This window comes from Amycolatopsis thailandensis (assembly GCF_042723255.1).
In the GTDB taxonomy this organism is placed as follows: Bacteria; Actinomycetota; Actinomycetes; order Mycobacteriales; family Pseudonocardiaceae; genus Amycolatopsis; species Amycolatopsis thailandensis.
Genome location: NZ_JBHXJK010000003.1, coordinates 120,597 through 143,617, shown reverse-complemented (window position 1 = coordinate 143,617; position 23,021 = coordinate 120,597). Strand labels below are relative to the sequence as shown.

Genomic DNA, 23,021 nt, shown 5'->3' with positions numbered 1-23,021 from the left:
GTGAAGGCCTCCTTCGCTACCTTCAGGGTAGGCAAGGAGGCCTTCACGGACCGGATTCGCGACATCCCAAGCAGGAAGCGAACAGGACACCTTTGCCCCTGCGAGCTACGCGAGGGGCTTGTCCAGCACCGCCTTCACATGGCTGAAGTTGTCGATCGAATAGCGACCGTGATAGCGGCCCATCCCGCTCTCCCCTACTCCCCCGAACGGCAGTTCGGGCGCCGCGAGGTGGATGATCGCCGCTCCGAACACCAGCCCGCCGGACGACGTCTCCGTCTCGACCCGGCGCTTCGTTTCGTCCGACTCGGTGAAGGCGTACAACGCCAGCGGCTTGTCGCGTTCGTTGACGAACGCCAGCGCCGCGTCGAGGTCGGGGACGTCGATGATCGGCAGGATCGGGCCGAAGATCTCGTCCTTCATCACCGGGGCGTCCGGGGAGACGCCGGTGAGCACGGTGGGCGCGATGTACTTCTCGTCCCGGTCGGCCTTTCCGCCGACGACCGCGGTCCCGTCGTCCAGCAAGGCGGCGAGCCGGTCGTAGTGCCGGGTCGAGATGATCCGGCCGTAGGATTCGCTGGTCGCCGGGTCCTCGCCGAACATCGCCTCGACGGTCTCGGCGAGGTGCCGCGCCAGCTTCGGGCCGGTGTCGCCGATCGCGAGGACGTAGTCGGGCGCGACGCAGGTCTGGCCCGCGTTGGCGAACTTGCCGTAGGCGAGCCGTTGCGCGGTCACGGCGAGATCCGCGCCCGGCTCGACGATCGCCGGGCTCTTCCCGCCCAGTTCGAGGGTGACCGGCGTGAGATGCTTCGCCGCGGCGGTCATGACGATGCGGCCGACGGTCCCGTTCCCGGTGTAGAAGATCGTGTCGAACTTCTGCTCCAGCAACGCCGTCGTCTCCGGGATCGCCCCCTCGACGACGCGGACGCCTTCGACGTAGGTCGGCAGATGTTCCGCGATCGCGGCCGAGGTGTTCGGCGACAGCTCGCTCGGCTTCACGACCGCGCAGTTCCCCGCCGCCAGCGCTCCGACCAGCGGCGCGAGCACCAGCTGCAGCGGGTAGTTCCACGGCCCGATGATCAGTGCGACGCCGAGCGGTTCGCGGACGACCCGGCCGTCGCCCGGTCGCAGCGGCCGCGGGATGTCGGCCGGCTCCGGGTTCAGCCAGGCGTCGAGGTTCTCCAGCGTGTGGTCGATCTCGTTCCGCACGAGCGCGATCTCCGCGCGCTTGGCCTCGACGGCGTTCTTGCGCAGATCGGCGTAGAGCGCCTTCAGGAAGACGTCCTCCTGCTCGCTCAGGAGCGCACGTAGGCCCGTGAGCTGCTTCCGCCGCCAGGCCACCGGCTTCGTGACGCCGGAACGGAAGAGTTCGCGCAGGTCACCGACTTCTTTGCTGATCATGGACCCGAGCCTAACCGCGAACCGAAACCGCCGCCTGACGCCGGGCAGTATAGATCGTTATACATCAAGATGAAGTCCGTGAAGGACTCCTTGAGGGACTCTGGGTCCCTCAAGGAGTCCTTCACGGACAGAGGTGAAGCGCTACGGGTAGCTCACCAGGTTGCTCGGCCGCGTGTCCGGCGGCGTCACCGCACCCGCGTCGTTGATCACGTGGGTGATGGTCCCCTTGTAGTTCAGCGAGACCGTCACCATGTTGTGGAACCGGACGCTGGAGCGGTTCGGCACCTCGAACGCGTGGTACAGGTTCACCGCCGGGTTGTCGTTGAAGAAGCAATAGCTGCCCAGGCCCCACGCCTCGTGCGTGGTCACGTTGTCCCCCACCTTGTAGGCGGCGTACCCGTTGAACCCATTGGGGCTCTTCCAGCCCGCTTGGTTCGGGACGTCGTAAGGGATCTCGTTCTGGAAGAAGATCGTCCTGCCGTTCTGGCCGTTCCAGATCACCTGGTACTTCTGGTAATGCTCGACGAACAGGCCGGTCGCCAGCACGTTGTCGCCATTGACGACCACGCCGGTGTCGCCGGTGTTGATCGTCCAGCCGTAGGTCCCCGCGTTGCCGTGGTCGGCCCGCCAGGCCCAGATGTGGTCGATGATCGTGTCACGACTGTTGACGATCAGGCTGTTCGTCGCTTTCCCGGCGATCTGACCGCCGATCCGGAAGAACACGTCCTGCAACGTCGTCGGGTTGGCCGAGTGGTTCGCCGTCGAGCCGGCCGGGCCGACGGTGAGCAGCGACTGCGAGTTGGTCGTCCCGGCGTCGAACAGCAGGCCCTTGAGCCGGACCCCGTCCACATCGGCGACCTTCATCGCGTCGACACCGTTGTCCGGCACCAGCGTCGGGTAGCCGACACCGAGGACGACCGTGTTGGCCTTGGTCACGTTCAGCGTCTGGTTGAGGTGGTAGACGCCAGGCGTGAAGAACAGGTTGCAGCCCTGGGAGAGGGCGTTGTTGATCGACGACGCCGTGTCCCCCGCCTTGACGACGTAGAACTGGCTCATCGGCAGCGAGCTGCCCTGGGTGCCACCGTTGGCCCAGCTCGGCCCGGAAGCGTTGGTGCGCAACGAAGGCAGGAACACGCGGTACTTGCCGGCCCCGTCCAGGTACAGGTACGGGACGTCGCGGGACACCGGCGTGGTGCCGAGTGTCGTCTCCGGCGGGTTCGGGAAGGTGTTCGCCGGGGCACCATTGGTCCCGGAGAACACCATGTTCCAGACGCCGCCCTCCCAGCTGCCGTAGCTGCTGTCGCGGGTGTACCACTGCTGCTGCGAGATCGACGCGGTCTTGCCCGAGACCTTGCTGTCGGCGGTGTAGCCGCCGCTGGCGAAGCCGTAGCTGGCCGGGAAGAGGTTCAGTCCGCCGCGGATGTCCATCCGGCGGAACGGCGCGGCCTGCGCGACGGCCCAGCGGGTCGCGCCGCTGCTCGGCACGACGGCCAGGTTCTCCGTCGAGCGCCAGAAGTTCTGCAGCGCCACACCCTTGTCCGACTCGTTGAACGCGTCGACGGTCACGTCACCGTTGATGACGACGTCGCCCGGGTTCTGGCCGAGCCCCGCGACAGAGGTGTAGTAGCCGACGTCGTCGTGGATGCCGTTGTACACACCGGGCTTGAACAGGTGCGCGTACCGGCGTTCGGTGAACTGCGCGGTCAGGGTGTCCTTCTGCGCGTTGAAGTCCGCGTCGAGCTTGGCCTGGATCGACGACGCCGACATGCCCGGGTCGAAGATCCGCACGTTGGGACCGAAGTCGGGGACCTCGGCCTGAGCCGGGCAGGTCGCCTGCGTCGATCCGATCGTGTAGCTCGCCGACACCACCGGGGAGTTCGCGGAGCCGGACTTGAGGGCGATCGCGGAAATCGTCGAGGACGCCGAGACGGTGATCGGGCCGGTGTACACAGTGGACGACGCGGTGGGCGTGGAACCGTCCACCGTGTACCGGATGGTCGCGCCCGCGGTCGCGGACGTCAGCGTCACCGAACGGGCGCTCGGATAGCTGCCGCCCGGCGGGTCGAACGTCGGCGAAGCGACGGTCGTGCCGCTGCCGCCATGGGTGTAGCCGAAGTGCGGGGTGTCGTACTGCGGCCCGTTCTTCTCGTAGGTGAACCAGTAGTCGAGCACCGTGCCGGCCGCGAGCGAACCGACGGTGTGCCGCCACGTGCCCCCACTGTCGGTCATGCGGACGTTCTGCTGTCCCACTCCCGGGACGCCGGTGTAGTGGATGTCCACGTACCGCGCGGCCGTCGCCGGCGTGAAGGAGAACTGCGCCTGGCTCGCGTTCAAGGACGCGGCGCTCTGGCTGTAGTCCGCGGCCGCGGCGGTGGCACCGCCGAGACCCGCGGCGATCAGGAGCGCGGAAAGGCCGAGGGCGAGCGCACCCCGGACCCCTTTCCGCCGTTTGGGCTGCACAAAGATCCGGTCCACGTCGTGACACCTCCGGCGTTGGAAATCCACGGGCGAAGCAATTCGTTGCGCGCCACAACAAAGTAACGGTCCGCGAGATATGTCCAGATCACGCTTCGGTAACAGTGATGGTCCAAACCACTGACTGGGCCTGTCAGCCGACAGGAAGGCGGCCGTTCGGCGTCACCGAACGGCGCGATCGGACGTGTCTCAGCTGTCCGGGACGACGTACAGCGTCGACGCTTCCCCGCCGTGCATGGCTCTCAGGCTGGTCCGGCAGGCCAGGAGCACCTCGCGGTTCGCGACCGTGTCCGGCGGGACACCGCAGCCGTCACACGAGAGCTCGACCGATCCCGGGAAGGTCTCGTCGATCTCGACGTCGACGGTGCGATCGCAGCGGCGGCACCACCGGTGCCCGGTGACGATCAGGACGTGCATCGGATCCGAGACGCACTGGTGCACCCAGCAGCGGTGGACGTAACAGGTCGTCCGGACGTGGGCGCTCAACCCGTGTTCCTCCGCCACGTCTTCGGCGGCGAGGATCGCGGCCAAGCGACGGTCGGCGATCTCGGCGTACAAGTCCCGGCGCCGGGCCGGCGGGGCCGCGTCGGCCTCCGCGAGCAGTCTGAGATGAGCCCTCGAGGGTGGCGAAGTACGAAGCACCATGGGATCTCGACCTTTCGGCGTCCACCGAGAGTCTTATCAGGTCACCCCGGGTTTCGCCGGAGCGACACCCGACCGGGCGACAACGCGGACGCGAGGGAAGTTCGTTTGTATGGCCCTTGTATTCGCCCTGCCCATGCTGGCCGGACAAACGAAGTCCGTTCAGGAGGCAGGAATTGTTGACCAAGGTTGCCGTGGCCGCGACAGCGGCCGCGCTCTCCTTCGGCGTGGCCGCACCGGCCGGAGCTGAATTGACCGCGGCCGCGTTGCCCGCGGCCAGCATGGAAGCGGTGCTCAAGGCCGCGCAGATCGACCCGCGCCGGGCCGACAGCGCCTTGACTCCGGGTGCCAAGGACAGTGTGCTGCTGGTGGAGCAGGCGCTGGCCGCCAAGGGACTGCTCGACCAGCAGTACGTCGACGGTCATTTCGGCACGTCGACGATCACGGCGTATTCGAGCTACCAGAAGTCGCTGGGCTACACCGGGATCGACGCTTCCGGCCTGCCCGGCAAGACGTCGCTCGAGAAGCTGGGCGACGGCCGGTACACCGTGACCGCGACGGTCGCGGCGGGTAGCCGGCTGACCTACCACGGCAAGACGATGAACACCCGCACCAAGGCGATGCTGGTGAAGGCCGAGGGTCTGCTCGGCAGGCAGCTCACCATCACGCAGGGCTCGTACAACCCCGGCGGCGTCGGCGCTTCGGCCGGTACGCACGATGGTGGCGGCGCGCTGGACATCGGCGTCGAAGGCATGTCCTCGACCACGCGGACCGACGTCGCGCGGAAGCTCCGCCAGGTGGGCTTCGCGGCTTGGGTCCGGACTCCGGCCCAGGGCTTCGCCTACCACATCCACGCCATCGCACTGTCCGATCCGGACCTCTCGTCCGGCGCGCAGCACCAGGCCGGTGACTACTACCTCGGCTACAACGGTCTCGCCGGCCGGGGCTCCGACGACGGCCCCGCCGTCTCCCCGAAGCTCACTTGGGAGGAGTACCAGCGGTCCTGACCCCGCTGTCCGAAGGCCACCTTCACCGGCGTCGATCGTCGCGAAGGTGGCCTTCAGGCTGCCCGGGAACACCCGGGTAGGCTTCGGCGCGACGGCAAAACCAGCGGGAAGGGAACAACGCGTGGAGGCTCAACCGGTCGGTCAGTGGCTCGACGAGCTGGCTTCGAAGGCCTCGACGCCCGGTGGTGGCGCGGGTGCCGCGATGAACGCCGCGGTCGGTGCCGCCCTGGTCTCCATGGTGTGCAACCTGACCATCGGCAAGCCGAAGTACGCCGAGCACGAAGCCACCATGACCGAGGCGCTGGGCAAGGCCGAGGACCTCCGGACGCGCGCGCTCGGCCTCGCCGCCGACGACGCCGCCGCGTTCGACGCGGTGGTCGCCGCGTACAAGCTCCCGAAGGCCACCGACGAGGAGAAGAAGGCCCGCACCGCCGCGATCCAGGCCGCCCTGGTCGGCGCCGCCGAGGTCCCGCTGCGCACGGCCGCCCTCGCCGCCGAGGTCGTCGACGTCGCCGCCTCGATCCTCGAAGGCGCCAACGTCAACGTCATCTCCGACATCGCGGTCGCGGCGTCCTCCGCCAAGTCGGCGCTCGAGTCGGGCGTGGTCAACGTCGAGGTCAACCTCGCGTCCATGTCGGACGAGCAGCTCCGCAAGGAGACCGAGGCCCGCCTCGCCGAGTACCTCCCCGCCGCCGGGCGCGCCGACGCCCTCATCTCCCAGGTTCGCGAAAGGCTCGCCCGATGACCTTGATCGACGGGCGCGCGATCGCCGCCGCCATCACCGCCGAGGTCACCGAGACCGCCGCCAAGCTGCGTGAATCGGGCACCGTCCCGACGCTGGCCGTGCTCGTGCCGACCGACGACGACGCGACCGCCTGGTACGTGCGCTCGATCGAGCGCGCCGCGAAGAAGGTCGGCGTCGACTGCCGGGTGGTCCAGCTCGAGAAGCCGACCGGCGAAGACGTCACCCGCGAGCTCGACAAGCTGTCGGCGGACCCGGCGGTCCACGGCATCATCTGCCAGACCCCGCTGCCCGAAGGTGTGACGCTCGACGACGTCGGCGCCCACATCGACCCGCGCAAGGACGTCGACGGCGCCAACCCGGTCAGCCTCGGCCGTCTCGCCGCGGGCCTCCCGACCTACGCGCCCGCCACCGCCGCCGCGGTGCTGGAGATCCTGAAGCGCGAGCAGGTCGCCCTGACCGGCGCCCAGGTCGCCGTCGTGGGCCGTTCGACCGTCGTCGGCAAGCCCGCCGCGCTGCTGCTGCTCGGCGAGAACGCGACGGTGACCGTCTGCCACTCCCGCACCAAGGACCTCGCGGCGGTCACCAAGACCGCGGACGTCCTGGTCGTGGCCGTCGGCCGCGCGCACTTCGCCGGCGCGGACCACGTCAAGCCCGGTGCCGTGGTGATCGACGTCGGCACCAACCCGACGCCCGAAGGCGGGCTCGTCGGCGACGTCGACCAGGCCGCGGTCGAGGGCATCGCGGGCTCGATCACGCCGGTCCCCGGCGGCGTCGGCCCGGTCACGACGTCGCTGCTGCTGCGGCACACCGTCACCGCCGCGCAGTCCTGACACACCGGCAGAAGCGGCGAGTCCACTGAGGACTCGCCGCTTTTTTCATGCCCCGATCACCGTTTCCACCACCTTCCGCACCTGCGCCGTCTCGGGCGCGGGCGCGGTGCGGTCGGCGAAGAGCAGATGCGTGGCTCCGATGAGCGTGGCCGCGAGCGTCTCGACATCGGCGTCCTCGGCGATCCTGCCCTGGCCTCGTTCCTCTTCGAGGTAGACGCCGATCATCACGGCGGCCTGGGTCAGCACCGGGACCCCGGCAGGCCACTCGCGGCGCAACCGGGCGCGCAGCTCGTCACGGAAGATCACGAGCGGGACGATCGCGACCGCGACCGACTCGAAGACCGCGGTGAGCGCCGCCGTGAGGTTGTCCACGACGGTCCCGGCGCCGACGGCCTCCCGGAGCCCCTTCTCGTCCAGCTTGTCGATCCGGTCGAGGACGAACTCGGCGAGGAACCCGTCGAAGTCGTCGAAATGCCTGTGCAGCACGCCTTTCGCGCAGTCCGCCTCCGTCGTCACGGCGCGGCTGGTGAGACCACTCGGCCCGTCCCGCAGGAGAACACGTTCGGCGGCGTCGAACAGCTGCGCGCGGACGGCGCGCAGGGCTACCCCGGTCGGCATACGGCTCCCTTGCGTTGACGAGTGGGCACGTGCCCACTTAAGGTGGGCGCATGCCCACTCTACCTTCGGGGCAGGAGCCTCACCGGTATCGACAGGCCGCGGAGTCCTTCGGCGCGGACGTCGAGCGCTACGACCGGACCCGGCCCGCCTATCCCCCGGGACTCATCGACCACCTCATCGCCGCCGCCCCCGGCCGCGACACCCTCGACGTCGGCATCGGCACCGGGATCGAAGCGCGCCAGTTCCAGTCGGCGGGCTGTCACGTCCTGGGCGTCGAACCGGACCCGCGGATGGCCGAATTCGCCCGCCGGAGCGGGATCGACGTCGAGGTCGCGAAGTTCGAGACCTGGGATCCCACCGGGCGCCGATTCGATCTGCTCGTCTCCGGCCAAGCCTGGCACTGGGTCGACCCGGTGGCCGGTGCCGCCAAGGCCGCCGAGGTGCTACGCCCTGGCGGACTCCTGTCCGTGTTCTGGCACGTACCCGAACCGCCGGAAGAGGTCGCGGACGCCTTGGCGAACGCTTACCGGCGGCTCGTGCCGGATGCCCCGATCGACCTCAAGAGCGTGCCGAAACAACCCTCTGACCCGTATGGGCCACTCATCGTGAAGATCGCCGACAGCCTGCGTGAAGCGGGCGGGTTCGGCGAGCCGGAACGAAGCCGCTATGACTGGGACCGGGTCTACACCCGTGACGAATGGCTGGACCAGCTCCCGACGTTCGGCTCGCTGACGTGGGTCGAATCCGCAGTGCGACAAGAGATCCTCGCTGAAGTCGGAGCGGCGATCGACAGAATGGGCGGCCGGTTCACCACCAGGTACGCCACCGTCGCGCTCACCGTGGTCCGGAACTGACTCGCCGGTGGCGGGAGCCGCGCCGCTCCCGCCACCGGCGTCCGTCAAGGTGTGACGGAAACGTTGGTCAGCCCGTTCACCGCCCTCGACACGGTGTTGGACGCGTAGACCACGTTCGGCCGTTCCGAACACTTCGACGTCGACGTGATCTTGATGGCGTACTGGCCAACGCCGCCGAGGTCGGACTTGTTGTCCCGCCAGGCGTTCCCGCAACCGTTGGGGAACGACGGCGTGGTCCCGGGGTTGTGCGTCTCGTAGCCGTTCGCGAACGTCCCCGGCGAGGCGAAGGTGCCGGTGTTGCCCTCGATGACGTAGCCGAACCCCTTGACGTCGACCCAGGAATCGGCCGAGTTCTGCCCGGAAACCCCTTGGCCGTCGAAGGTGTTGCCCCGGATGACGCCACCCTCGGTGCCTTCCTTGACGTCGATGCCTTCCGCGGCCACGTACGGCCCGATGTGGTTGCCGAGCACCTGGATCCGGTCGCTGCGGTCGACCCCGCCGGAGTTGCCGTGACACTTCCAGTTCGAGTTCGCCGAGCCGAGGTAGACGCCCTCGCCGTACCCCGCCTGCACGAGACCCGTGTGACTGATCGTCGAGTCACGGAGGACGCTGTCGGCCGAGGAACGGCGGAAGTGGACGGCCTCCTCGTCGATCCGGTGGACTCGCACGCCTTCGATCACGGTGTGGTGCGAATCGTCGGCGATGATGCCCTTCTTGGACTCCTGCACGGTGAAGCCCTGCAGATGCCAATACGGCGCACCGTAAAGCCAGAGTCCGTACCCGGAGTCCCAGCCCGCCGTCGGTGCCGGGCAGGAAGGCGCCTCACCCGACGGGCCGTCGTTGATCAGGACCGCCGTCGACGGCCCGGTCACCGTGATCGGAGCGGTCGCCGTCCCGGGTTTCGTGGCCACGAACGAACCTCGGTAGGTTCCGGCGCCCAGCCGGATCGTCTGGCCGGGGCTCGCGGCGGCTAGCGCGGCTCGCAACTGCGCCGCGGTGCCCACATCGACGACGTCGCCGTCCGGGACCGAACCCTCGGCGAACGCGGCGGGCCCGACGATGACGGCGGCGCCGAACAGACCCGCCGCGGACGCCATGGCCGCGAGAGCGGCGATCAGTCGTTTCCTCGTCATTCCGTGCCTCCGCATTTCGTTCCGGCGATCGTGCACGCGACCGGGAGTCCCTGACCGGCGGCGTTGAAGCCGAACGTCGCCGTGCCACCGGGTTTGACGCTGCCGTTGTGGGTCGCGTTCCCGAACCGGTAATGCAGGCCGGTCTTGGTCAGCACCGAGCTCCAGGAACCGGTCACCGACGTCCCGGCGGGCAGGTCGAACTCGACCGCCCACGAACCCACCGCGGCCGAACAGGTGTTGGTGACGGTGAACCCGCCGCCGTAGCCGCTGTCCCACACCGATTTACGGACGAACGCCGCCGTCAGGCACGCGCCGGGGTTCGACGAGGTCGTGGTGGTCGGCGTCGTCGAGGTGGGCGTGGTCGTGGTCGTGGTGGAGGTCTGCCCCGTCGACGACGGCGGCGGGGTTCCGTCGATGGACTTCAGGAACAGCGAAGCCGCGGCGTCGGTCTTGGACGCGTCGACCCCGTGACCGCCGCTGTAGTCCCGTTGCTCGTTCTTCGCCCAGTCGGCGATCGGCGTGCCGCCGACGTCGAGGTGCTTGTACGCGGTGCCGTCCCACCCGAAGGCGTAGACGCGGTGCCGGTCGGCGTAGAAGTCGTTATACGGGCCGTTGTCCGCGAGCTGTTTGGTCATGGCGTTGTTGAAGAAGACGTTGCGCGGGCCGGACGCGCCCGACCATTTGACGGCCTTCTTGCCCGCACCCCACCAGATCGGGAACCAGTTCGAGTCGTCGGGACCGCCGCCGCCCTCTTCACCGCAGTTCGCCCGGCAGTTCCCGGAGCGATGCGCGTACGGGACCTTGACCGTGTTGAGTTCGAAGAGGTTGTTGCGTTCCCAGCCGCCGTGCAGGTTCAGGTCGGAGTCGAACGAGTTGCCGATCACCACGTTGCCCGAAGCCGACCACTGGAAAGTGAAGTGCCGCAACAGTGTCGAGGTGTTGCCGGCGTAGAGCGAGTCCCAGACCCGGGAGCCGCGGAAGTAGCCGTTGCCGCCCTTGCCCTTGTTCCAGGAGCCGTTGAGTTCGTTGTCGACGATCTGGAGGTTCTTGGCCTCCTCGGTGACGATCGGATGCGAACCGGTCATGTCCGCGCGGATACCGCGGACCCAGGAGTTCGCCGCCCACTTGAACACGATCCCGTGCATCTCCGCGGCGGGCGCCATGTTCCCGTAGTTGTTGTTCGCCTCCAACGGGTTCAGGCCCGGCATGTCCTGGGTGAAACCGAAGTTCTCGAACCCGACGCCGAGCACCGGGTCGACCAGCGGGGCCGCTTTCGAGTCATAGGTGGCGCCGTCGATCGGCGCCGAACCGTCCGAGGTGGAGTTCACCGGGACGTCGTACTCGAGCGGTTTGTCGAGGGTGATCGTGCGCGCGGCGGTGTCGAGCGCCGTGATCGTGAAGATCTGCTGGCGCATGTGCATGTTCAGCAACGGGAACGTGGTCGGCGTGGCCTGTTGCTGCTCGTAGAACTTCAGCGAGTTGGCCGCGCGGATGTTGACCAGGTTCCCGGCGGCGAGCGAGGTCAGCGCGCCGCTGCTCGCCAGGTGGACGACCTTGTCCCCCGTCCTGGCGGCGAACGCGGTGTCCCCCGGCTTGCCGCGCAGCTTCACTCCGGCCTTCCAGTGGACGTTGACCGTGCCCTCGAAGATGTCCTTGCGGTTGGCGGGCGCCGACGCGTAGTCGCTCGCGTACGACGAATTCACCCCCCTGGACTGAACGCGGAACAGACCGCGCCCCGGCCAGAGCCAGCCGCCCTTGCCCGCACCCGAGGTCATCCCGTCCTCGTCCCAGTCGGAGCCGTCCGGGGTGAGAGTGTCGTAAAGGGTGTTCGCGTCGGGTTTGTAGACGAACTTGGTCGCCTCCTTGCCCGCGCCGCGCAGGATCAGGTAGTCGGCGTCGACGTGGATCTCGTGCGTGACGTCGAACCGGCCGGCCGGGAAGGTGATCGTGCTCAGTCTGCTGTAGCTCCCGGACGGCGAGCACGCGCTCTTGATGCCGTCGATCGCCGCCTGGATCCCGTTCGTGTCGTCGGCGCCGTCGCCGGGTTTGACGTTGTACTGGCTCGCCAGCTCCGCCGCGGTGACCTGACAGGTCGCGTCAGGGTTCACTTCGGCGGAGCCGGGCAGCGCGGCGCCGCCCCGATATCCGGCCTTGGACCAGTCGTAGAGCCCCGCGACCGGCGCGCGGCGATTGGCCGCGCCGACGTCGAGACCGGGCAGCGCGCCGGGTCCCGGCGCCGCGTCCGCCACATCGGGCGGTACCTGCAAGAGCGCGGCGGTGGCGACCACGGCGGCGGCCGCCGGTAGGACGGCACGACGAAGAGGACTTTTTCGGGACACCCGAAACCTCCGTGACGGACTGACGGAAGGTGTTGCGGCGTGTACACCCGGACTCACTCTTTATAGTTCACGTTCCTGTCACCCGTCAACGGATGTGAATAGCGTCCACGTATGTGAACGAGGTCAGTTCTCTCCCGACCGGAAACGGTCGAGCACCCGGCGCTCCCGTTTGGTCGGCCGGCCCGCACCCCGTTCCCGTCGCGCGACCGGCACGGCGGACTCGGGCGGCGGCGCGGGAGTCCGGTCGATGAAACAGGTCGCCGCGTCGGCGGCGCCGACACGTTTCTGGATCACCCGCGTCACTTCCAGGATCCGAGTGGTGTCGTGGACCCGAGCGCGCACCTCGTCACCCGCCACGACCGTGGTGGCGGGTTTGGCGGGTTTGCCGTTCACGCGGACATGGCCGCCGCGGCAAGCCGCCGCGGCATCCGGGCGCGTCTTGGTGAGCCGGACGGCCCACAGCCAGCGATCAACTCGAGTGGACTCCACAGCAGTACATAGTGGCCCATCCACCGGCACGATGCCCGGCCACCTGGGCCGGACGCCCGGAAAGAACTCCCACCTTTATTGCCACCCGACAGGGCCGCAGGTATAACTTGTTCTAAATCCCTCAACGGTGAGGAAGATCACGTGAGCGACGAAGCCATGTGGAGAAGCCCTTCCGGACAGTTATCCCGCCGTCTTTTCATTGCTGGAACTGGTTCTATCTTAGGAGCAGCCGCCCTGGGCGGGACCGCCTCCGCGAAAAGTTCGATCACCGATGCCGCGCGAATTCCGGCGCTCGTCGTAGGTTCCGGCTACGGCGGTTGCGTCGCCGCGCTCCGGCTCGCCGAGGCGGGCGTCGACGTCCACCTCGTCGAACTCGGCAAGGCGTGGGACACCCCGGGTACGGACGGCAAGATCTTCGCCAACACCACCACTCCCGACTATCGGTCCTTCTGGCTGCGGACGAGGACCAAACAGCCGTTGAGCAACTTCCTCGGCTTCCCGCTGGACAAGGACGTCCCGCGCCACACCGGGATCCTCGACGCCGAGGAGTTCAGCGGCATCACCGTCTACCAAGGTCGCGGCCTCGGCGGCGGTTCGCTGGTCAACGGCGGCATGGCCGTCACACCGAAGCGCGAGAACTTCGGCTCCGTCCTGCCCACGGTCAACGCCGACGAGATGTACGGCGTCTACTACCCGCGCGCCAACGCGGGCCTCGGCGTCGCCACCATCGACCCGAACTGGTTCGAGACCGCCGAGTGCTACCAGTACGCGCGGGTCGGCCGGAAACACGCGCAGCGGTCGGGTTTCCCGTTCCTGTTCGTCCCGGACGTGTACGACTGGGACTACATGAAGAAGGAGCAGGCGGGCACGGTCCCGAGGTCCGCGCTGGCCGGGGAGATCCTCTACGGCAACAACGCGGGCAAGAAATCGTTGCAGCAGACCTACCTCCCGCGGATCAAGGCGACCGGCCGGGTGACGATCTCGGCGCTGCACCGCGTCACCTCGGTCACGCCGGCTTCCGGCGGCGGGTACACCGTGGTGATGGAGCAGCTCGACACCGCCGGCACGGTCACCGGGACGAAATCCGTCACCGCGGACAAGGTGTTCTTCGCCGCGGGCAGCGTCGGCACCAGCAAGCTCCTGGTGAAACTCAAGGCCACCGGAGCCTTGCCCAACCTCAACAACGAGGTCGGGAAGGGCTGGGGTGACAACGGCAACATCATGTGCGGCCGGGCCAACCACATGTGGGACGCCACCGGTGCACTGCAATCGTCCATCCCAACGGCGGGCATCGACAACTGGGCCGCGGGCGGCGCGTTCGCCGAAGTCGCGCCCTTGCCGACCGGCATCGAGACCTACGCCTCGTTCTACCTGTCGATCACCAAGAACCCCAACCGCGGGACGTTCTCGTGGAACGCCGGAGCGAACAAGGTCGACCTCGATTGGCAGACCGCGTGGAAGCAGCCGTCGATCGCCATGGCGAAGACGATCTTCGACAAGATCAACGCCAAGGAAGGCACGATCTACCGGACGGACCTTTTCGGCGTGTACAAGATCTGGGGCGACCATCTCACCTATCACCCGCTCGGCGGCGCGGTGCTCGGCAAGGCGACCGACAATTACGGCAGGCTCCACGGCTATCCGGGACTTTACGTCATCGACGGCGCGCTGATTCCGGGTAATACCTCGGTGAACCCGTTCGTCACCATTACCGCGCTGGCGGAAAGGAACATCGAAAAGATCGTCGCGACCGACCTGTGAGTCCGCTCGCGTTCGCCGTTTTCGAGTGCCGCGAAAGCCACTTTCGGGACGTCTGATGTCCTGAAAGTGGCTTTCGCGACGTCGGGTTCTGGTGGAGCGCATCGGAGCGTGGCGCCCGGGACACTCCCCGCCGGGCTCAGAACTTCGGGAGCACGCAGACCGTGTCGATCCCCAGGACGTGATTCAGCCGCCCGAAGGCGAGCCAGGAACCGATGCTCATACTCAGTTCCACGATTTCCTTCTGGCTGTAGTGCTCGGCCATCCGCTTCCAGAACTCGTCGTCGATGCCATGGTGGTCGATGGCGTAGCGTTCGGCGTACTCGGCGGCCAGCCGGGTCCGCTCGTCGAACGCGTCGGTGGTGCGCCAGTCGGTCACCGCGTCGGCGAACTCTTCTTCGACCTTCACGCCGTCGCGTTCGGTCCGCCAGTCCAGGCAGAAGACGCAGCCGTTGATCTGCGCGATCCGCAGCCGCGCCGCCTCGAACTCGCGGAGTCCCAGCGTGGTGTGCGCGTAGACCGCGAGCGAGAGATTCGACGCCGCGACACCGATCCCGGGCACCATCTCGCCCCATACGTAGCCGATCGGGTCCTTGCCCTCGGGAATGTCGATGTTCATCGCGCGCTCCTTCCGAGCTTGCCGGTGGCCGGTCGCAGGGGGACGTCGAGTGCGTCGTAGAGGCCGGGTTTGGCGTCCGCGAGCCAATCGATGGCGCCGACCAGCCTGCCGACCGCGGTCGCGTTGCCGCCGGCCGACCGGTTTTCGCCCTCGTCGGTGGCCTCGACCGAGACTTCGATCCGGGGACGGCCTTCGATGATCACCCGATGCGCCCCGTCACCGCTGGGCGGCGTCGGCCAGTCCGGCGCGCACGACGCGTGGATACGGGTGACGTGCTCGATGACGATGCGGGGTTCTCCGTCCACGATCCCCTGCACTTCGAATCGGACCGCGCCCTGTGTACCCGCCTCGAACTCCCCCATCGCCCGCGTGGTCACGGTTTCGTCGAGCGGACGGCGGTCGAGCGTCTCGCGGATCTCGTCCAGTTCGACACCGAGGCCGCGGGCGATCAATCGCACCTGCCCGCCCCACACCATCGTCGGGACCGACGGGGCCAGCATCGGCGGCTGATAGTCCATCGGCTGTCCCATGCCGACCAGGTAGCGAACCGAGTCCGGCTGGTCGTAGGTGGAGTAGTCGAAGATCTCCTGGCAGCGGACCGCGTCCACGGTGGTGCCGAGTCCGCTGATCAGCAAGGGGAGGATGTCGTTGCCCCAGCCCGGATCGACACCGGAGACGAACAGCGAGCCGCCACCCTCGGCGATCGCCGCGAGCACCGGCTCCCGCAGTTCTTCCGGCGCGTTTCGCTGGTCGTACAACGCGTAGAGCGCGGGGGTCACCACCACCGCCCCCGCCCGGATCGCGCGGACGATGTCGGCCAGCGCCTCCGCGGGCCGAATGTCACCGGAAGCCGCGTACACCACCGCCCGCGGACCCGCCGCCAGAACCGCTTCGACGTCATCGGTCGCCGCCACACCCAGTTCGCCGTCGACTCCCGCGAGCGCGGCCGCGTCGCGACCGACCTTCGCGGAGTCGTGTACGAGCACACCGGTGAGTTCCAGCGCCGGATGCGCGTCGACGGCCCGGATGGAGGCACGGCCGATGTTGCCTGTACCCCAGACAACTGTGGGAATCATGAAGTCGAGGTTAACCGAATCCCGGATCGGTTCCCAGTACCGAAACAATCACGAAAACCGCAGGTCAGAGTGCATTACTCGGGTTCATTCGAGGCGGCAACGAAAGCGTTCCGGCACGCGGAACGAGCGCCGTTTTCGTCGGTGAGCGGCAATCCTCTCGACGGCCACCGACGGCCCTGTGTAGTGTGCGGTCTCGTGACGAGCCCCGAGTCGGACAGAACCTCGCCGCCGGTCGTCCGGCGGCGTGTCGTCCTGTCCGGCCGTTAGGTAGCGGCCTTCTTCGCTTTCCGATGACCCGCTTTCCGATGACCGAGCGCCGTTCCGTGCGCCCGGCCGGGTTTCCTCCTGTCCTGTGCACGGCTTCCTCCTGCTCGTCTTCTGTTTGGGAGTCGTCCGTTGCCTCTGTTCGTCTATGTCCTCGGCCTTGCCGTTTTCGCGCAAGGCACCTCCGAATTCATGGCCTCCGGTCTCGTGCCGGGGATCGCCGGTGAGCTGTCCGTCCCGGTGGGCGCGGCGGCCGCGCTGACGTCCGCGTACGCCGTCGGAATGATCGTCGGCGCTCCCGCCATGGCCGTACTCAGCGCGCGCTGGTCTCGCCGCCGGGCCTTGGCCGGGTTTCTGACCGCCTTCGTCGCGGTGCACGTCGTCGGCGCCGTTACGACGAGCTTTCCGGTGTTGTTCGGCACGCGGATCGTCGCGGCGATCGTCAACGCCGGGTTTCTCGCCGTCGCCATGCCTGTCGCGGTCGCCTTGGCGCCACCGGGAAAACAGGCACGAGCGACCTCGGTGCTGCTGGCAGGCATCACGCTGTCTTGCGTCGCCGGCGTACCCGCCGGAGCCATCTTGGGCGATCTCGCGGGCTGGCGATCCGCGTTCTGGGCGGTCGCCGCGTTGTGCCTACCCGCGCTGGTGCTGGTGTTCCGTTCGGCGCCCGCCGACGCGGCGGGCCCGCATGACGTCTCCATCAGGCGCGAAGTACGCGAGGTGAAGGCGCCTCCCGTCCGGCGCGCGATGGTCCTCGCAGCCTTGGTCAACGGCGCGACCTTCGCAACGTTCGCGTTCCTCGCGGTGATCGCGACGGAGGTCGCCCATCTCCCCGCCGGCGCGGTTTCCGCCTTGCTGGCGGCATTCGGTGTCGGCGCGTTCGTCGGGGTCACCGTGGCGGGCCGTACGGGCGATGGTGAACTCAAGCGCGGCTTGGTCGTCGCGTTGTGCGCCCTGCCGGTCGGCTGGGCGGTGCTCGCCGCGACCGGAGCGCATCCGGTCGCCCTGTTCGTCATGGCGACCGTCCAAGGTGGACTGTCCTTCGGTTGCGGTTCCGCGCTCGTGGCGCGGGTCATGCACGTGGCTCCCGGCGCGCCGACACTCGGTGGTTCGTTCGCGACGGTCGCGCTCAACGCGGGCGCGTTCCTGGGGCCGGTCCTCGCCGGTTTCGTCACGGAAGCGACAGGCGACTATCGCCACGCGGTCTGGATCAGCGCGTCGATCGCCCTCGTTCCGCTTCTGCTCGTCCGACGGAAGGAAGTACCACTCTCTGGGTAGCATCGGCGGATCATGGAGATGATCACCGTGCCGGCGGGCGAGGTCACGCTTTCGGACCGGCGGACGCAGCGGAGCTGGACTGTCGGCGTCGAGTCCTTCCTGCTCGCGCCCTGTCCGGTCACCCGCGGGTCCGGCCGTTTCCCTCTCGTCGAGGTCTCCTGGGAGGACACCCTCCGGTTCTGCAACACGGCGTCCGAACGTGAAGGGCTGACTCCGGCCTACCGGCTGGAGCCCGAGGTGACCTGGGACCGGACCGCGAACGGCTACCGCCTCCCCACCGAGGCGGAGTGGGAGCACGCCTGCCGCGCCGGCACGACCGGACCTCGCTACGGTCCGCTCGACGAGATCGCCTGGTACCGCGAGAACTCGGCGGAGTCCGTGCACGAGGTCGGCGGGAAGACGCCCAACGCCTGGGGCCTGCACGACATGCTGGGCAACGTCTGGGAATGGTGCTGGGACGTGTACGACGCGGAGGTGTACGGCGAGTACCGGGTGCTGCGGGGCGGTGGCTGGTTCGACGAACAGTGGAGTTGCCGGGCCTCGGTGCGGCGCCGCAGTCACCCGGCCTTCCACGTCGACGACGTCGGCTTCCGTCTCGCCAGATCACTGTGACCCCGGCTGGAGTCCTTGATGATCACGCGATTGAATGACGTCACGGACACCCCGCCGGGGTGCCGGAACCTGGAGGAAACCGTGACCGCTCCCCGAGACGTCGAACGCGTCTATTCCACCGCCGACGTCGTCGCGAAACTGCGCCGGCTCGCCGACGCTCTCGAGTCCGAGACCTCGTTCCGTATCCAGATCGCCGGAGAACGGTTCCGCGTCCCCGCCCGCGCGCAGTTCTCGATCGAGCACGAGCGCGGCGACGGCGAGGAAGAGGTCGAGTTCCAGCTGAAGTGGAAGATCGAGGAGACCGACTCGGACGACGACTCCGAAGGCACCGTCGTCTGATCTTCCATCCACAAAGGACTTGATGAGGCGGGCCCGTATCTCGATGGCGGGTCCGCTTCTTCCTTGCCGCTCCCCTGATGCCCTCTTCGCCCCTGCTTTCAGACGATGCCGCCGTTGGCGCGGAGAACCTGACCGTTGACCCAGCGGGCCGGGCCCGCGAGGAACGAGACGACCTCGGCGATGTCTGTCGGCGTACCGAGGCGTTCGAGCGGCGGCTGCGCGGCCATGCGCGCGACGGTCTCCTCGTCCTTGCCGTCGAGGAACAGCGCCGTGGCTGTCGGACCGGGGGCCACCGCGTTCACCGTGATGTCGCGGCCGCGCAGTTCGCGGGCGAGGACCAGGGTGATCGCCTCGACCGCACCCTTCGTGGCGGCATAGGCCGCGTACCCGGGAAGGGCGAGACCGAGCACCGAGGTGGAGAAGTTGACGATCGCGCCGCCGTCGCGCACGCGGCGCGCGGCCTGCTGGTCGACCACGAAGGTGCCGCGGATGTTGGTGCGGTGCAACCGGTCCAGCCGGTCGAGATCCAGTTCGGCCACCGACGCCAGATACATGGTCCCGGCGGCGTGGACGACGACGTCGATCCCGCCGAAGGTCTTCTCGGCGGTGTCGAACAGCGCCGAGACGGCGCTCTCGTCGGCAACGTCGGCCTGGACCGCGATCGCCTGGCCGCCCGAAGCGGTGATCGCGTCGACCGCGGCCCGCGCCTCGTCCTTGTTGCCGCCGTATCCGACGACGACCGCGAATCCGTCGGACGCCAGCCGCTCGGCGGACTCCCTGCCGATGCCCCGCGATCCGCCGGTGACGATCGCTACGCGTGTCATGATGCACTCCCATCAGGCGTTTCCATTGATAACATCATCAAGATATCACCGATATCGAACCAGCGCTACCGGCTTGGTGTTATCGTTGATACATGACGTTGACGACGAAAGACCGGCTGGTCCGCGCGGCGGCGGAACTTCTGCTGGAGGGCGGGCGAGACGCGTTGTCGACGCGTGCGGTCAGCGCCGCCGCGGGAGTGCAAGCACCCACGCTCTACCGCACCTTCGGCGACAAGGACGGTCTCCTCGACGCTGTCGCCACCTATGGCTTCCAGAGTTACCTGTGCGAGAAGCACCATCTCGGCGAGACCGAGGACCCGGTGGACGACCTCCGGCGCGGCTGGGATCTGCATGTCGAATTCGGCCTGTCCCAGCCCGCGTTCTACATGCTCATGTACGGCGAACCCCGCGTCCGCGAAGCACGCCAGGAGGCGGACGCGATGCTCCGCCGGATCGTCGAACGCATCGCCGAGGCCGGAAGACTGCGCGTACCGGTCGAACGAGCCGCCCAGTTGGTGCACGCGACCGGGATGGGCGTGATCCTCTCGCTCATCGCGAGCCCACCCGAAGAGCGCGACGCGGACCTGATCACCGCCGCGCGCGAACACGTCATCGCGACCATCACCGCCGAAAGCTTGGAGGCCGCTTCGGACATCCCCAGTCGTGCGATCGCGCTCAAAGCCGCCCTGGAGAAGGATCCCGGGGACGCGCTGACCCCGGCCGAGCACGCGATGCTCGCCGAGTGGCTCGATCGCGTCGCGCGGTGAGCTACCGGCCGACGGCCCTTGCCGCCGCGACGGCCTGCCCGGCGTAGGACCGTCCGAAAAGGACGGTGTGCACCAGGAGCGGGAACAGTTGATGCGCGCCGATCCGGTCGGTCCAGCCCTCGGCGAGCGGGGCGACCTCCTGGTAGGCGGCCAGCACCCGGTCGAGCAGCGGACAGCCGAACAACTGCAGCATCGCCAGATCGGTCTCACGATGACCGCCGTGTGCGGCCGGGTCGATCAAGGCCGCCTCGACGGCACCCCACAGAACGTTGCCGTTCCACAGATCCCCGTGCAGACGGGCAGGAGGTTCGGCCGGTCCGGAAATCTCCGGAAGCCGCGTGCAAGCCTGTTCGATCGCGGCCGCTTCGTCGGCGTCCAACGTGCCCTCGTCGACAGCGCGGCGGACATACGGCAGGACGCGGTGCTCGGCATACCACCGCGGCCATTCCTCCCCCTGCGCGTTCTCCATCGGAGCGACACCGATCCACGCGTCGACGGGCCCCTCCGGCGGAGCCGCGCCGAACGCGGGCGCTCCGGCCGCGTGCAACGCCGCGAGCCCCCGCCCCAGCCGTTCCGCCGCGTGGTGTGTCGGCCGACCTCCGCCGACCAGTTCCGTGACGAGCCATTCGTCGTCGTGGCCGCGGACCTCTGGCACCCGGACGGCTTCGGCCTCACCCAGCCACCGCAGTCCCGCCGCCTCCGCGGACGTCGCGTTCCGGGCATGCCCCCGTTTGACGACCACCGTGTCGCCGCTGTCCAACACCACTTCGGTGACCGCGCCCGAGAGCCCCCTCTCCTCGGCGACCGCTCGTCCGGTGATCCGCATGGCCGCCTCGGCAGGCATCGAAACCTGGGTCATGCCCAGCAACCTACCTCCACCGATCGGGTGAACGCTCGTTGTCTAGGGTGCTTTCAGGGGAACTCCAGGTGTTTTTCGTTTCCGAGGGGAGATCGGCCGTGCCCGAACGTCCGAGAATTCGTCATGCCGTCATCGCCGTGATGGCCGGCGTCGCGCTGGTCGGCTGCACGCCACCGTCGAACATCGGCCAGGCCAGAAGCGCCGCCGCCACGACGTCCGGAGAGGCGCCCGCCGGCCCGTCGCCGACGACGACGGAGATGCCGTACCTGACCACCACCCCCACGCTGGAAGTCACCGGCGACGCGGTCAAACCGGGTACGAAACTCAAATTCGGCGAGCAGGCGATCATCCCGTTCTACAGCCGGTACGCGAAGGGCGTCGTCGGGCTCACCGTCACCGTCGAATCGGTGAAGGCACCCGACGCCGACATCGACGGTCTGCCGCTCAAGGACGAAGACAAGGCCAAACTGCGCGGAAAGAACTTCTTCTTCTTACCTAACCAGGTAGACTTCTCGGGGTACTAGCAGGTCAGAGCACCGAGGCTAGACGACCCGCTAGGGCAATCCATGCGATATCCATGCCTTACGGAGACGACCATGCCCCGGAAGCCCCTACCTCTCGGCAGCCACGGCGACATCCGCCTCTACGGCTACCGCGACAACCTCTGGATTCCGAAGGGAGACCTTCCGGAGAGAATTCGTCTGCCTCGTTGGCGGGCAGTTACCAACTACCGAGGTTTCAACGGCCAGACCCGCCAGATCGAACGCACTGGTACCAGTGCCACCGACGCCACCGACCGCCTACGGCGTCATGTTGCCGAGCTGAACGCCATGCATGCCGTCGCCTCTGTATCGCCCACGTCCGCCCTCACCATCACAGAAGCGGATCCAGCGGACCTCTCCAACGTCGATCGCTATCTCCTCACTTTGATTCCCCAGCTGACTCTCGGTGCCCCCCTAAGCATCACCTCCCGCGTAGCCGATGGAATCCCCACCTACCTCGCCCGGGTCAAGGATGAGTGCACAGTCAGAACCGTTGATCGGTACATCAGCACGTTGCGAACTCACGTCGTTCCTCAGCTCGGGCGGCTTCTGTACACCGAATGCACTGTCAACCGGCTTCAGCTGTTTGACTCGGGGCTCGTCAGCCATCGCCGCGTCAAGCCGAAGAACGGCAAGACCAAGCAGGCCGCGACCAAGCTCACGCCCAGGAGTCGGCAGGTCGTGCGTGAGGTCGTCCGCGGGCTCATGCAGGTCGCTGTCGATGAGGGCATTCTTGACCACAATCCGGTCAAGTCGATGCGTCGCATCAAGGGTGGCGCTCAGAACCCCGCGAGGGCCTTGCCAGCTGAGACCGTGCCGGCTTTCTTTGCCGCGGTCGACAACGACCAGCGGGCTGTGGATCAGGATCTTTCCGCGATCATCCGGGCGCTGTTCGGACTTGGCACTCGCATCGGGGAGACCCTGGCGATCACCTGGCGGTATGTAAACCTGTCGGACGCACCGATCAGGCGAACCGCCTTCGAGGGAACCCCTGACGAAAGCCACCGAACGATCCCGCCCCGATACATCTGGATCAACGGCAACATCACCGAGCCGGACCTGGCGCCACGGTACCGGGCACCAGTCAAGACGAAGCGGTCGAACCGAGTAGTCGCAATCCCCGACTTCCTGTATCTGCTGCTCACTCTTCGTAAGAGCGCGGACGCCTCAGATGACGAGCCCGTGTTCCTGAACCCTGGACCTGATACCTGGCGCTCGCCGAAGCGTGTGAGTGACGCCGTCTGTGCGTTGCGAGAGCGCATCGGCATACCCGGTTTGAAGACCCACACTGGCCGCAAGACCGCATCGACAGTGCTCTACAACAACGGCTTCCGGGACACGGACCTTTCGGACCAGTTCGGGCATGCCACCGCTGACTTCACCCGTTCCAATTACGTCGACCCTGCACCAGCAAATCCTGAGGCCGCAGTGGTCCTTGACCGTGCCTACAGCGAGGAACCCTAGGCAAGACGAGAGCGTCGACCCCCGAAAGGTCGACGCTCTCGTGTATCTCGCCCGTCGGTCGTCCCTACCAGCCCTGCTGGAACGCCCTG

Annotated in this window: 22 protein-coding genes; 11 read left to right on the top strand and 11 right to left on the bottom strand. The window is 67.8% G+C overall.

What is annotated here, in order from left to right; all coding sequences use genetic code 11:
* Nucleotides 1-105: 105 nt before the first annotated feature.
* The 3 genes from ACFWMR_RS02450 to ACFWMR_RS02440 form a co-directional block, all read right to left on the bottom strand.
* Nucleotides 106-1,398 carry an aldehyde dehydrogenase family protein gene (locus tag ACFWMR_RS02450; RefSeq protein WP_378376378.1) on the bottom strand — a complete coding sequence of 431 codons (1,293 nt, stop codon included), beginning with the start codon at nt 1,396-1,398 and terminating at the stop codon, nt 106-108.
* Between the two features lie 141 nt (nt 1,399-1,539).
* The gene (locus ACFWMR_RS02445; protein ID WP_378376376.1) at nt 1,540-3,873 is read right to left on the bottom strand and encodes a chitobiase/beta-hexosaminidase C-terminal domain-containing protein; all 2,334 of its coding nucleotides are present in this window, start codon (nt 3,871-3,873) and stop codon (nt 1,540-1,542) included.
* Nucleotides 3,874-4,062: 189 nt separating this feature from the next.
* On the bottom strand, nt 4,063-4,518 hold the full coding sequence (locus ACFWMR_RS02440) for a hypothetical protein (protein ID WP_378376374.1): 456 nt from the start codon (nt 4,516-4,518) through the stop codon (nt 4,063-4,065).
* Between the two features lie 173 nt (nt 4,519-4,691).
* On the opposite strand from ACFWMR_RS02440, the gene ACFWMR_RS02435 reads away from it, so the two are divergent.
* The 3 genes from ACFWMR_RS02435 to ACFWMR_RS02425 all read left to right on the top strand — a co-directional run bounded on the left by ACFWMR_RS02435 (nt 4,692) and on the right by ACFWMR_RS02425 (nt 7,097).
* Nucleotides 4,692-5,522 (top strand): peptidoglycan-binding protein, encoded by an 831-nt coding sequence (locus ACFWMR_RS02435; protein ID WP_378376372.1) that lies wholly within the window; start codon nt 4,692-4,694, stop codon nt 5,520-5,522.
* Between the two features lie 121 nt (nt 5,523-5,643).
* The gene (locus ACFWMR_RS02430) at nt 5,644-6,267 is read left to right on the top strand and encodes a cyclodeaminase/cyclohydrolase family protein (protein ID WP_093933582.1); all 624 of its coding nucleotides are present in this window, start codon (nt 5,644-5,646) and stop codon (nt 6,265-6,267) included.
* Nucleotides 6,264-7,097: a bifunctional 5,10-methylenetetrahydrofolate dehydrogenase/5,10-methenyltetrahydrofolate cyclohydrolase gene (locus tag ACFWMR_RS02425; protein WP_093933583.1), complete on the top strand. Its 834-nt coding sequence runs from the start codon at nt 6,264-6,266 to the stop codon at nt 7,095-7,097. Before ACFWMR_RS02430 ends, ACFWMR_RS02425 begins: the two co-directional genes overlap by 4 nt.
* A 45-nt stretch (nt 7,098-7,142) precedes the next feature.
* On the opposite strand, the gene ACFWMR_RS02420 is transcribed toward ACFWMR_RS02425, so the two are convergent.
* A complete protein-coding gene (locus ACFWMR_RS02420; protein ID WP_378376370.1) occupies nt 7,143-7,715 on the bottom strand; it encodes a TetR/AcrR family transcriptional regulator in 573 nt (190 codons plus the stop codon).
* Between the two features lie 50 nt (nt 7,716-7,765).
* On the opposite strand from ACFWMR_RS02420, the gene ACFWMR_RS02415 reads away from it, so the two are divergent.
* Complete coding sequence (locus tag ACFWMR_RS02415) at nt 7,766-8,569, top strand: class I SAM-dependent methyltransferase (RefSeq protein WP_378376368.1); 804 nt, start codon at nt 7,766-7,768, stop codon at nt 8,567-8,569.
* Between the two features lie 44 nt (nt 8,570-8,613).
* On the opposite strand, the gene ACFWMR_RS02410 is transcribed toward ACFWMR_RS02415, so the two are convergent.
* The 3 genes from ACFWMR_RS02410 to ACFWMR_RS02400 all read right to left on the bottom strand — a co-directional run bounded on the left by ACFWMR_RS02410 (nt 8,614) and on the right by ACFWMR_RS02400 (nt 12,530).
* Nucleotides 8,614-9,702 carry a right-handed parallel beta-helix repeat-containing protein gene (locus tag ACFWMR_RS02410; protein ID WP_378376366.1) on the bottom strand — a complete coding sequence of 363 codons (1,089 nt, stop codon included), beginning with the start codon at nt 9,700-9,702 and terminating at the stop codon, nt 8,614-8,616.
* The gene (locus tag ACFWMR_RS02405; RefSeq protein WP_378376364.1) at nt 9,699-12,041 is read right to left on the bottom strand and encodes a cellulose binding domain-containing protein; all 2,343 of its coding nucleotides are present in this window, start codon (nt 12,039-12,041) and stop codon (nt 9,699-9,701) included. Before ACFWMR_RS02405 ends, ACFWMR_RS02410 begins: the two co-directional genes overlap by 4 nt.
* A gap of 123 nt (nt 12,042-12,164) precedes the next feature.
* Complete coding sequence (locus ACFWMR_RS02400) at nt 12,165-12,530, bottom strand: RNA-binding S4 domain-containing protein (protein WP_378276860.1); 366 nt, start codon at nt 12,528-12,530, stop codon at nt 12,165-12,167.
* Between the two features lie 141 nt (nt 12,531-12,671).
* Here ACFWMR_RS02400 and ACFWMR_RS02395 point away from each other — a divergent pair, with 141 nt between their 5' ends.
* Entirely contained in the window at nt 12,672-14,291 is a 1,620-nt protein-coding gene (locus tag ACFWMR_RS02395; protein WP_449224315.1) for a GMC oxidoreductase, read from the top strand.
* Nucleotides 14,292-14,427: 136 nt separating this feature from the next.
* Here the strand turns inward: ACFWMR_RS02395 and ACFWMR_RS02390 are convergent, their stop codons facing one another.
* On the bottom strand, nt 14,428-14,907 hold the full coding sequence (locus ACFWMR_RS02390; protein ID WP_378376362.1) for a carboxymuconolactone decarboxylase family protein: 480 nt from the start codon (nt 14,905-14,907) through the stop codon (nt 14,428-14,430).
* On the bottom strand, nt 14,904-15,983 hold the full coding sequence (locus tag ACFWMR_RS02385; RefSeq protein ID WP_378376360.1) for an NAD(P)H-dependent amine dehydrogenase family protein: 1,080 nt from the start codon (nt 15,981-15,983) through the stop codon (nt 14,904-14,906). The genes ACFWMR_RS02390 and ACFWMR_RS02385 overlap by 4 nt, the downstream gene beginning before the upstream one ends.
* Before the next feature lie 396 nt (nt 15,984-16,379).
* Here ACFWMR_RS02385 and ACFWMR_RS02380 point away from each other — a divergent pair, with 396 nt between their 5' ends.
* Genes ACFWMR_RS02380 through ACFWMR_RS02370 form a run of 3 tightly spaced genes read left to right on the top strand, consistent with a single transcriptional unit; the run spans nt 16,380 to nt 18,476 of the window.
* Nucleotides 16,380-17,525 (top strand): Cmx/CmrA family chloramphenicol efflux MFS transporter, encoded by a 1,146-nt coding sequence (locus ACFWMR_RS02380; protein WP_378376358.1) that lies wholly within the window; start codon nt 16,380-16,382, stop codon nt 17,523-17,525.
* A 12-nt stretch (nt 17,526-17,537) separates the two neighbouring features.
* Nucleotides 17,538-18,137 carry a formylglycine-generating enzyme family protein gene (locus ACFWMR_RS02375; protein ID WP_378376356.1) on the top strand — a complete coding sequence of 200 codons (600 nt, stop codon included), beginning with the start codon at nt 17,538-17,540 and terminating at the stop codon, nt 18,135-18,137.
* A gap of 18 nt (nt 18,138-18,155) precedes the next feature.
* Complete coding sequence (locus ACFWMR_RS02370; protein WP_244199621.1) at nt 18,156-18,476, top strand: amphi-Trp domain-containing protein; 321 nt, start codon at nt 18,156-18,158, stop codon at nt 18,474-18,476.
* Between the two features lie 98 nt (nt 18,477-18,574).
* Here ACFWMR_RS02370 and ACFWMR_RS02365 read toward each other — a convergent pair whose 3' ends face one another.
* Nucleotides 18,575-19,300: an SDR family oxidoreductase gene (locus ACFWMR_RS02365; protein ID WP_378376354.1), complete on the bottom strand. Its 726-nt coding sequence runs from the start codon at nt 19,298-19,300 to the stop codon at nt 18,575-18,577.
* Between the two features lie 92 nt (nt 19,301-19,392).
* On the opposite strand from ACFWMR_RS02365, the gene ACFWMR_RS02360 reads away from it, so the two are divergent.
* A complete protein-coding gene (locus tag ACFWMR_RS02360; protein ID WP_093933599.1) occupies nt 19,393-20,067 on the top strand; it encodes a TetR/AcrR family transcriptional regulator in 675 nt (224 codons plus the stop codon).
* A 1-nt stretch (nt 20,068) separates the two neighbouring features.
* Here the strand turns inward: ACFWMR_RS02360 and ACFWMR_RS02355 are convergent, their stop codons facing one another.
* Nucleotides 20,069-20,926 (bottom strand): fructosamine kinase family protein, encoded by an 858-nt coding sequence (locus ACFWMR_RS02355; protein WP_378376352.1) that lies wholly within the window; start codon nt 20,924-20,926, stop codon nt 20,069-20,071.
* A 98-nt stretch (nt 20,927-21,024) separates the two neighbouring features.
* Here ACFWMR_RS02355 and ACFWMR_RS02350 point away from each other — a divergent pair, with 98 nt between their 5' ends.
* Both ACFWMR_RS02350 and ACFWMR_RS02345 read left to right on the top strand, forming a co-directional pair.
* Entirely contained in the window at nt 21,025-21,450 is a 426-nt protein-coding gene (locus ACFWMR_RS02350) for a hypothetical protein (protein ID WP_378376350.1), read from the top strand.
* Between the two features lie 72 nt (nt 21,451-21,522).
* Nucleotides 21,523-22,932, top strand: a complete 1,410-nt coding sequence (locus tag ACFWMR_RS02345) for a site-specific integrase (RefSeq protein ID WP_378376348.1) — start codon at nt 21,523-21,525, stop codon at nt 22,930-22,932.
* The last annotated feature ends 89 nt before the right edge of the window (nt 22,933-23,021 follow it).

What these genes read in the sequence shown, in the direction of transcription:
- ACFWMR_RS02450 (WP_378376378.1), bottom strand. Translation starts at nt 1,398, where the DNA reads ATGATCAGCAAAGAAGTCGGTGACCTGCGCGAACTCTTCCGTTCCGGC.
- ACFWMR_RS02440 (WP_378376374.1), bottom strand. Translation starts at nt 4,518, where the DNA reads ATGGTGCTTCGTACTTCGCCACCCTCGAGGGCTCATCTCAGACTGCTC.
- ACFWMR_RS02425 (WP_093933583.1), top strand. Translation starts at nt 6,264, where the DNA reads ATGACCTTGATCGACGGGCGCGCGATCGCCGCCGCCATCACCGCCGAG.
- ACFWMR_RS02420 (WP_378376370.1), bottom strand. Translation starts at nt 7,715, where the DNA reads ATGCCGACCGGGGTAGCCCTGCGCGCCGTCCGCGCGCAGCTGTTCGAC.
- ACFWMR_RS02415 (WP_378376368.1), top strand. Translation starts at nt 7,766, where the DNA reads ATGCCCACTCTACCTTCGGGGCAGGAGCCTCACCGGTATCGACAGGCC.
- ACFWMR_RS02410 (WP_378376366.1), bottom strand. Translation starts at nt 9,702, where the DNA reads ATGACGAGGAAACGACTGATCGCCGCTCTCGCGGCCATGGCGTCCGCG.
- ACFWMR_RS02390 (WP_378376362.1), bottom strand. Translation starts at nt 14,907, where the DNA reads ATGAACATCGACATTCCCGAGGGCAAGGACCCGATCGGCTACGTATGG.
- ACFWMR_RS02385 (WP_378376360.1), bottom strand. Translation starts at nt 15,983, where the DNA reads ATGATTCCCACAGTTGTCTGGGGTACAGGCAACATCGGCCGTGCCTCC.
- ACFWMR_RS02375 (WP_378376356.1), top strand. Translation starts at nt 17,538, where the DNA reads ATGGAGATGATCACCGTGCCGGCGGGCGAGGTCACGCTTTCGGACCGG.
- ACFWMR_RS02370 (WP_244199621.1), top strand. Translation starts at nt 18,156, where the DNA reads ATGATCACGCGATTGAATGACGTCACGGACACCCCGCCGGGGTGCCGG.
- ACFWMR_RS02365 (WP_378376354.1), bottom strand. Translation starts at nt 19,300, where the DNA reads ATGACACGCGTAGCGATCGTCACCGGCGGATCGCGGGGCATCGGCAGG.
- ACFWMR_RS02360 (WP_093933599.1), top strand. Translation starts at nt 19,393, where the DNA reads ATGACGTTGACGACGAAAGACCGGCTGGTCCGCGCGGCGGCGGAACTT.
- ACFWMR_RS02355 (WP_378376352.1), bottom strand. Translation starts at nt 20,926, where the DNA reads ATGACCCAGGTTTCGATGCCTGCCGAGGCGGCCATGCGGATCACCGGA.
- ACFWMR_RS02345 (WP_378376348.1), top strand. Translation starts at nt 21,523, where the DNA reads ATGCCCCGGAAGCCCCTACCTCTCGGCAGCCACGGCGACATCCGCCTC.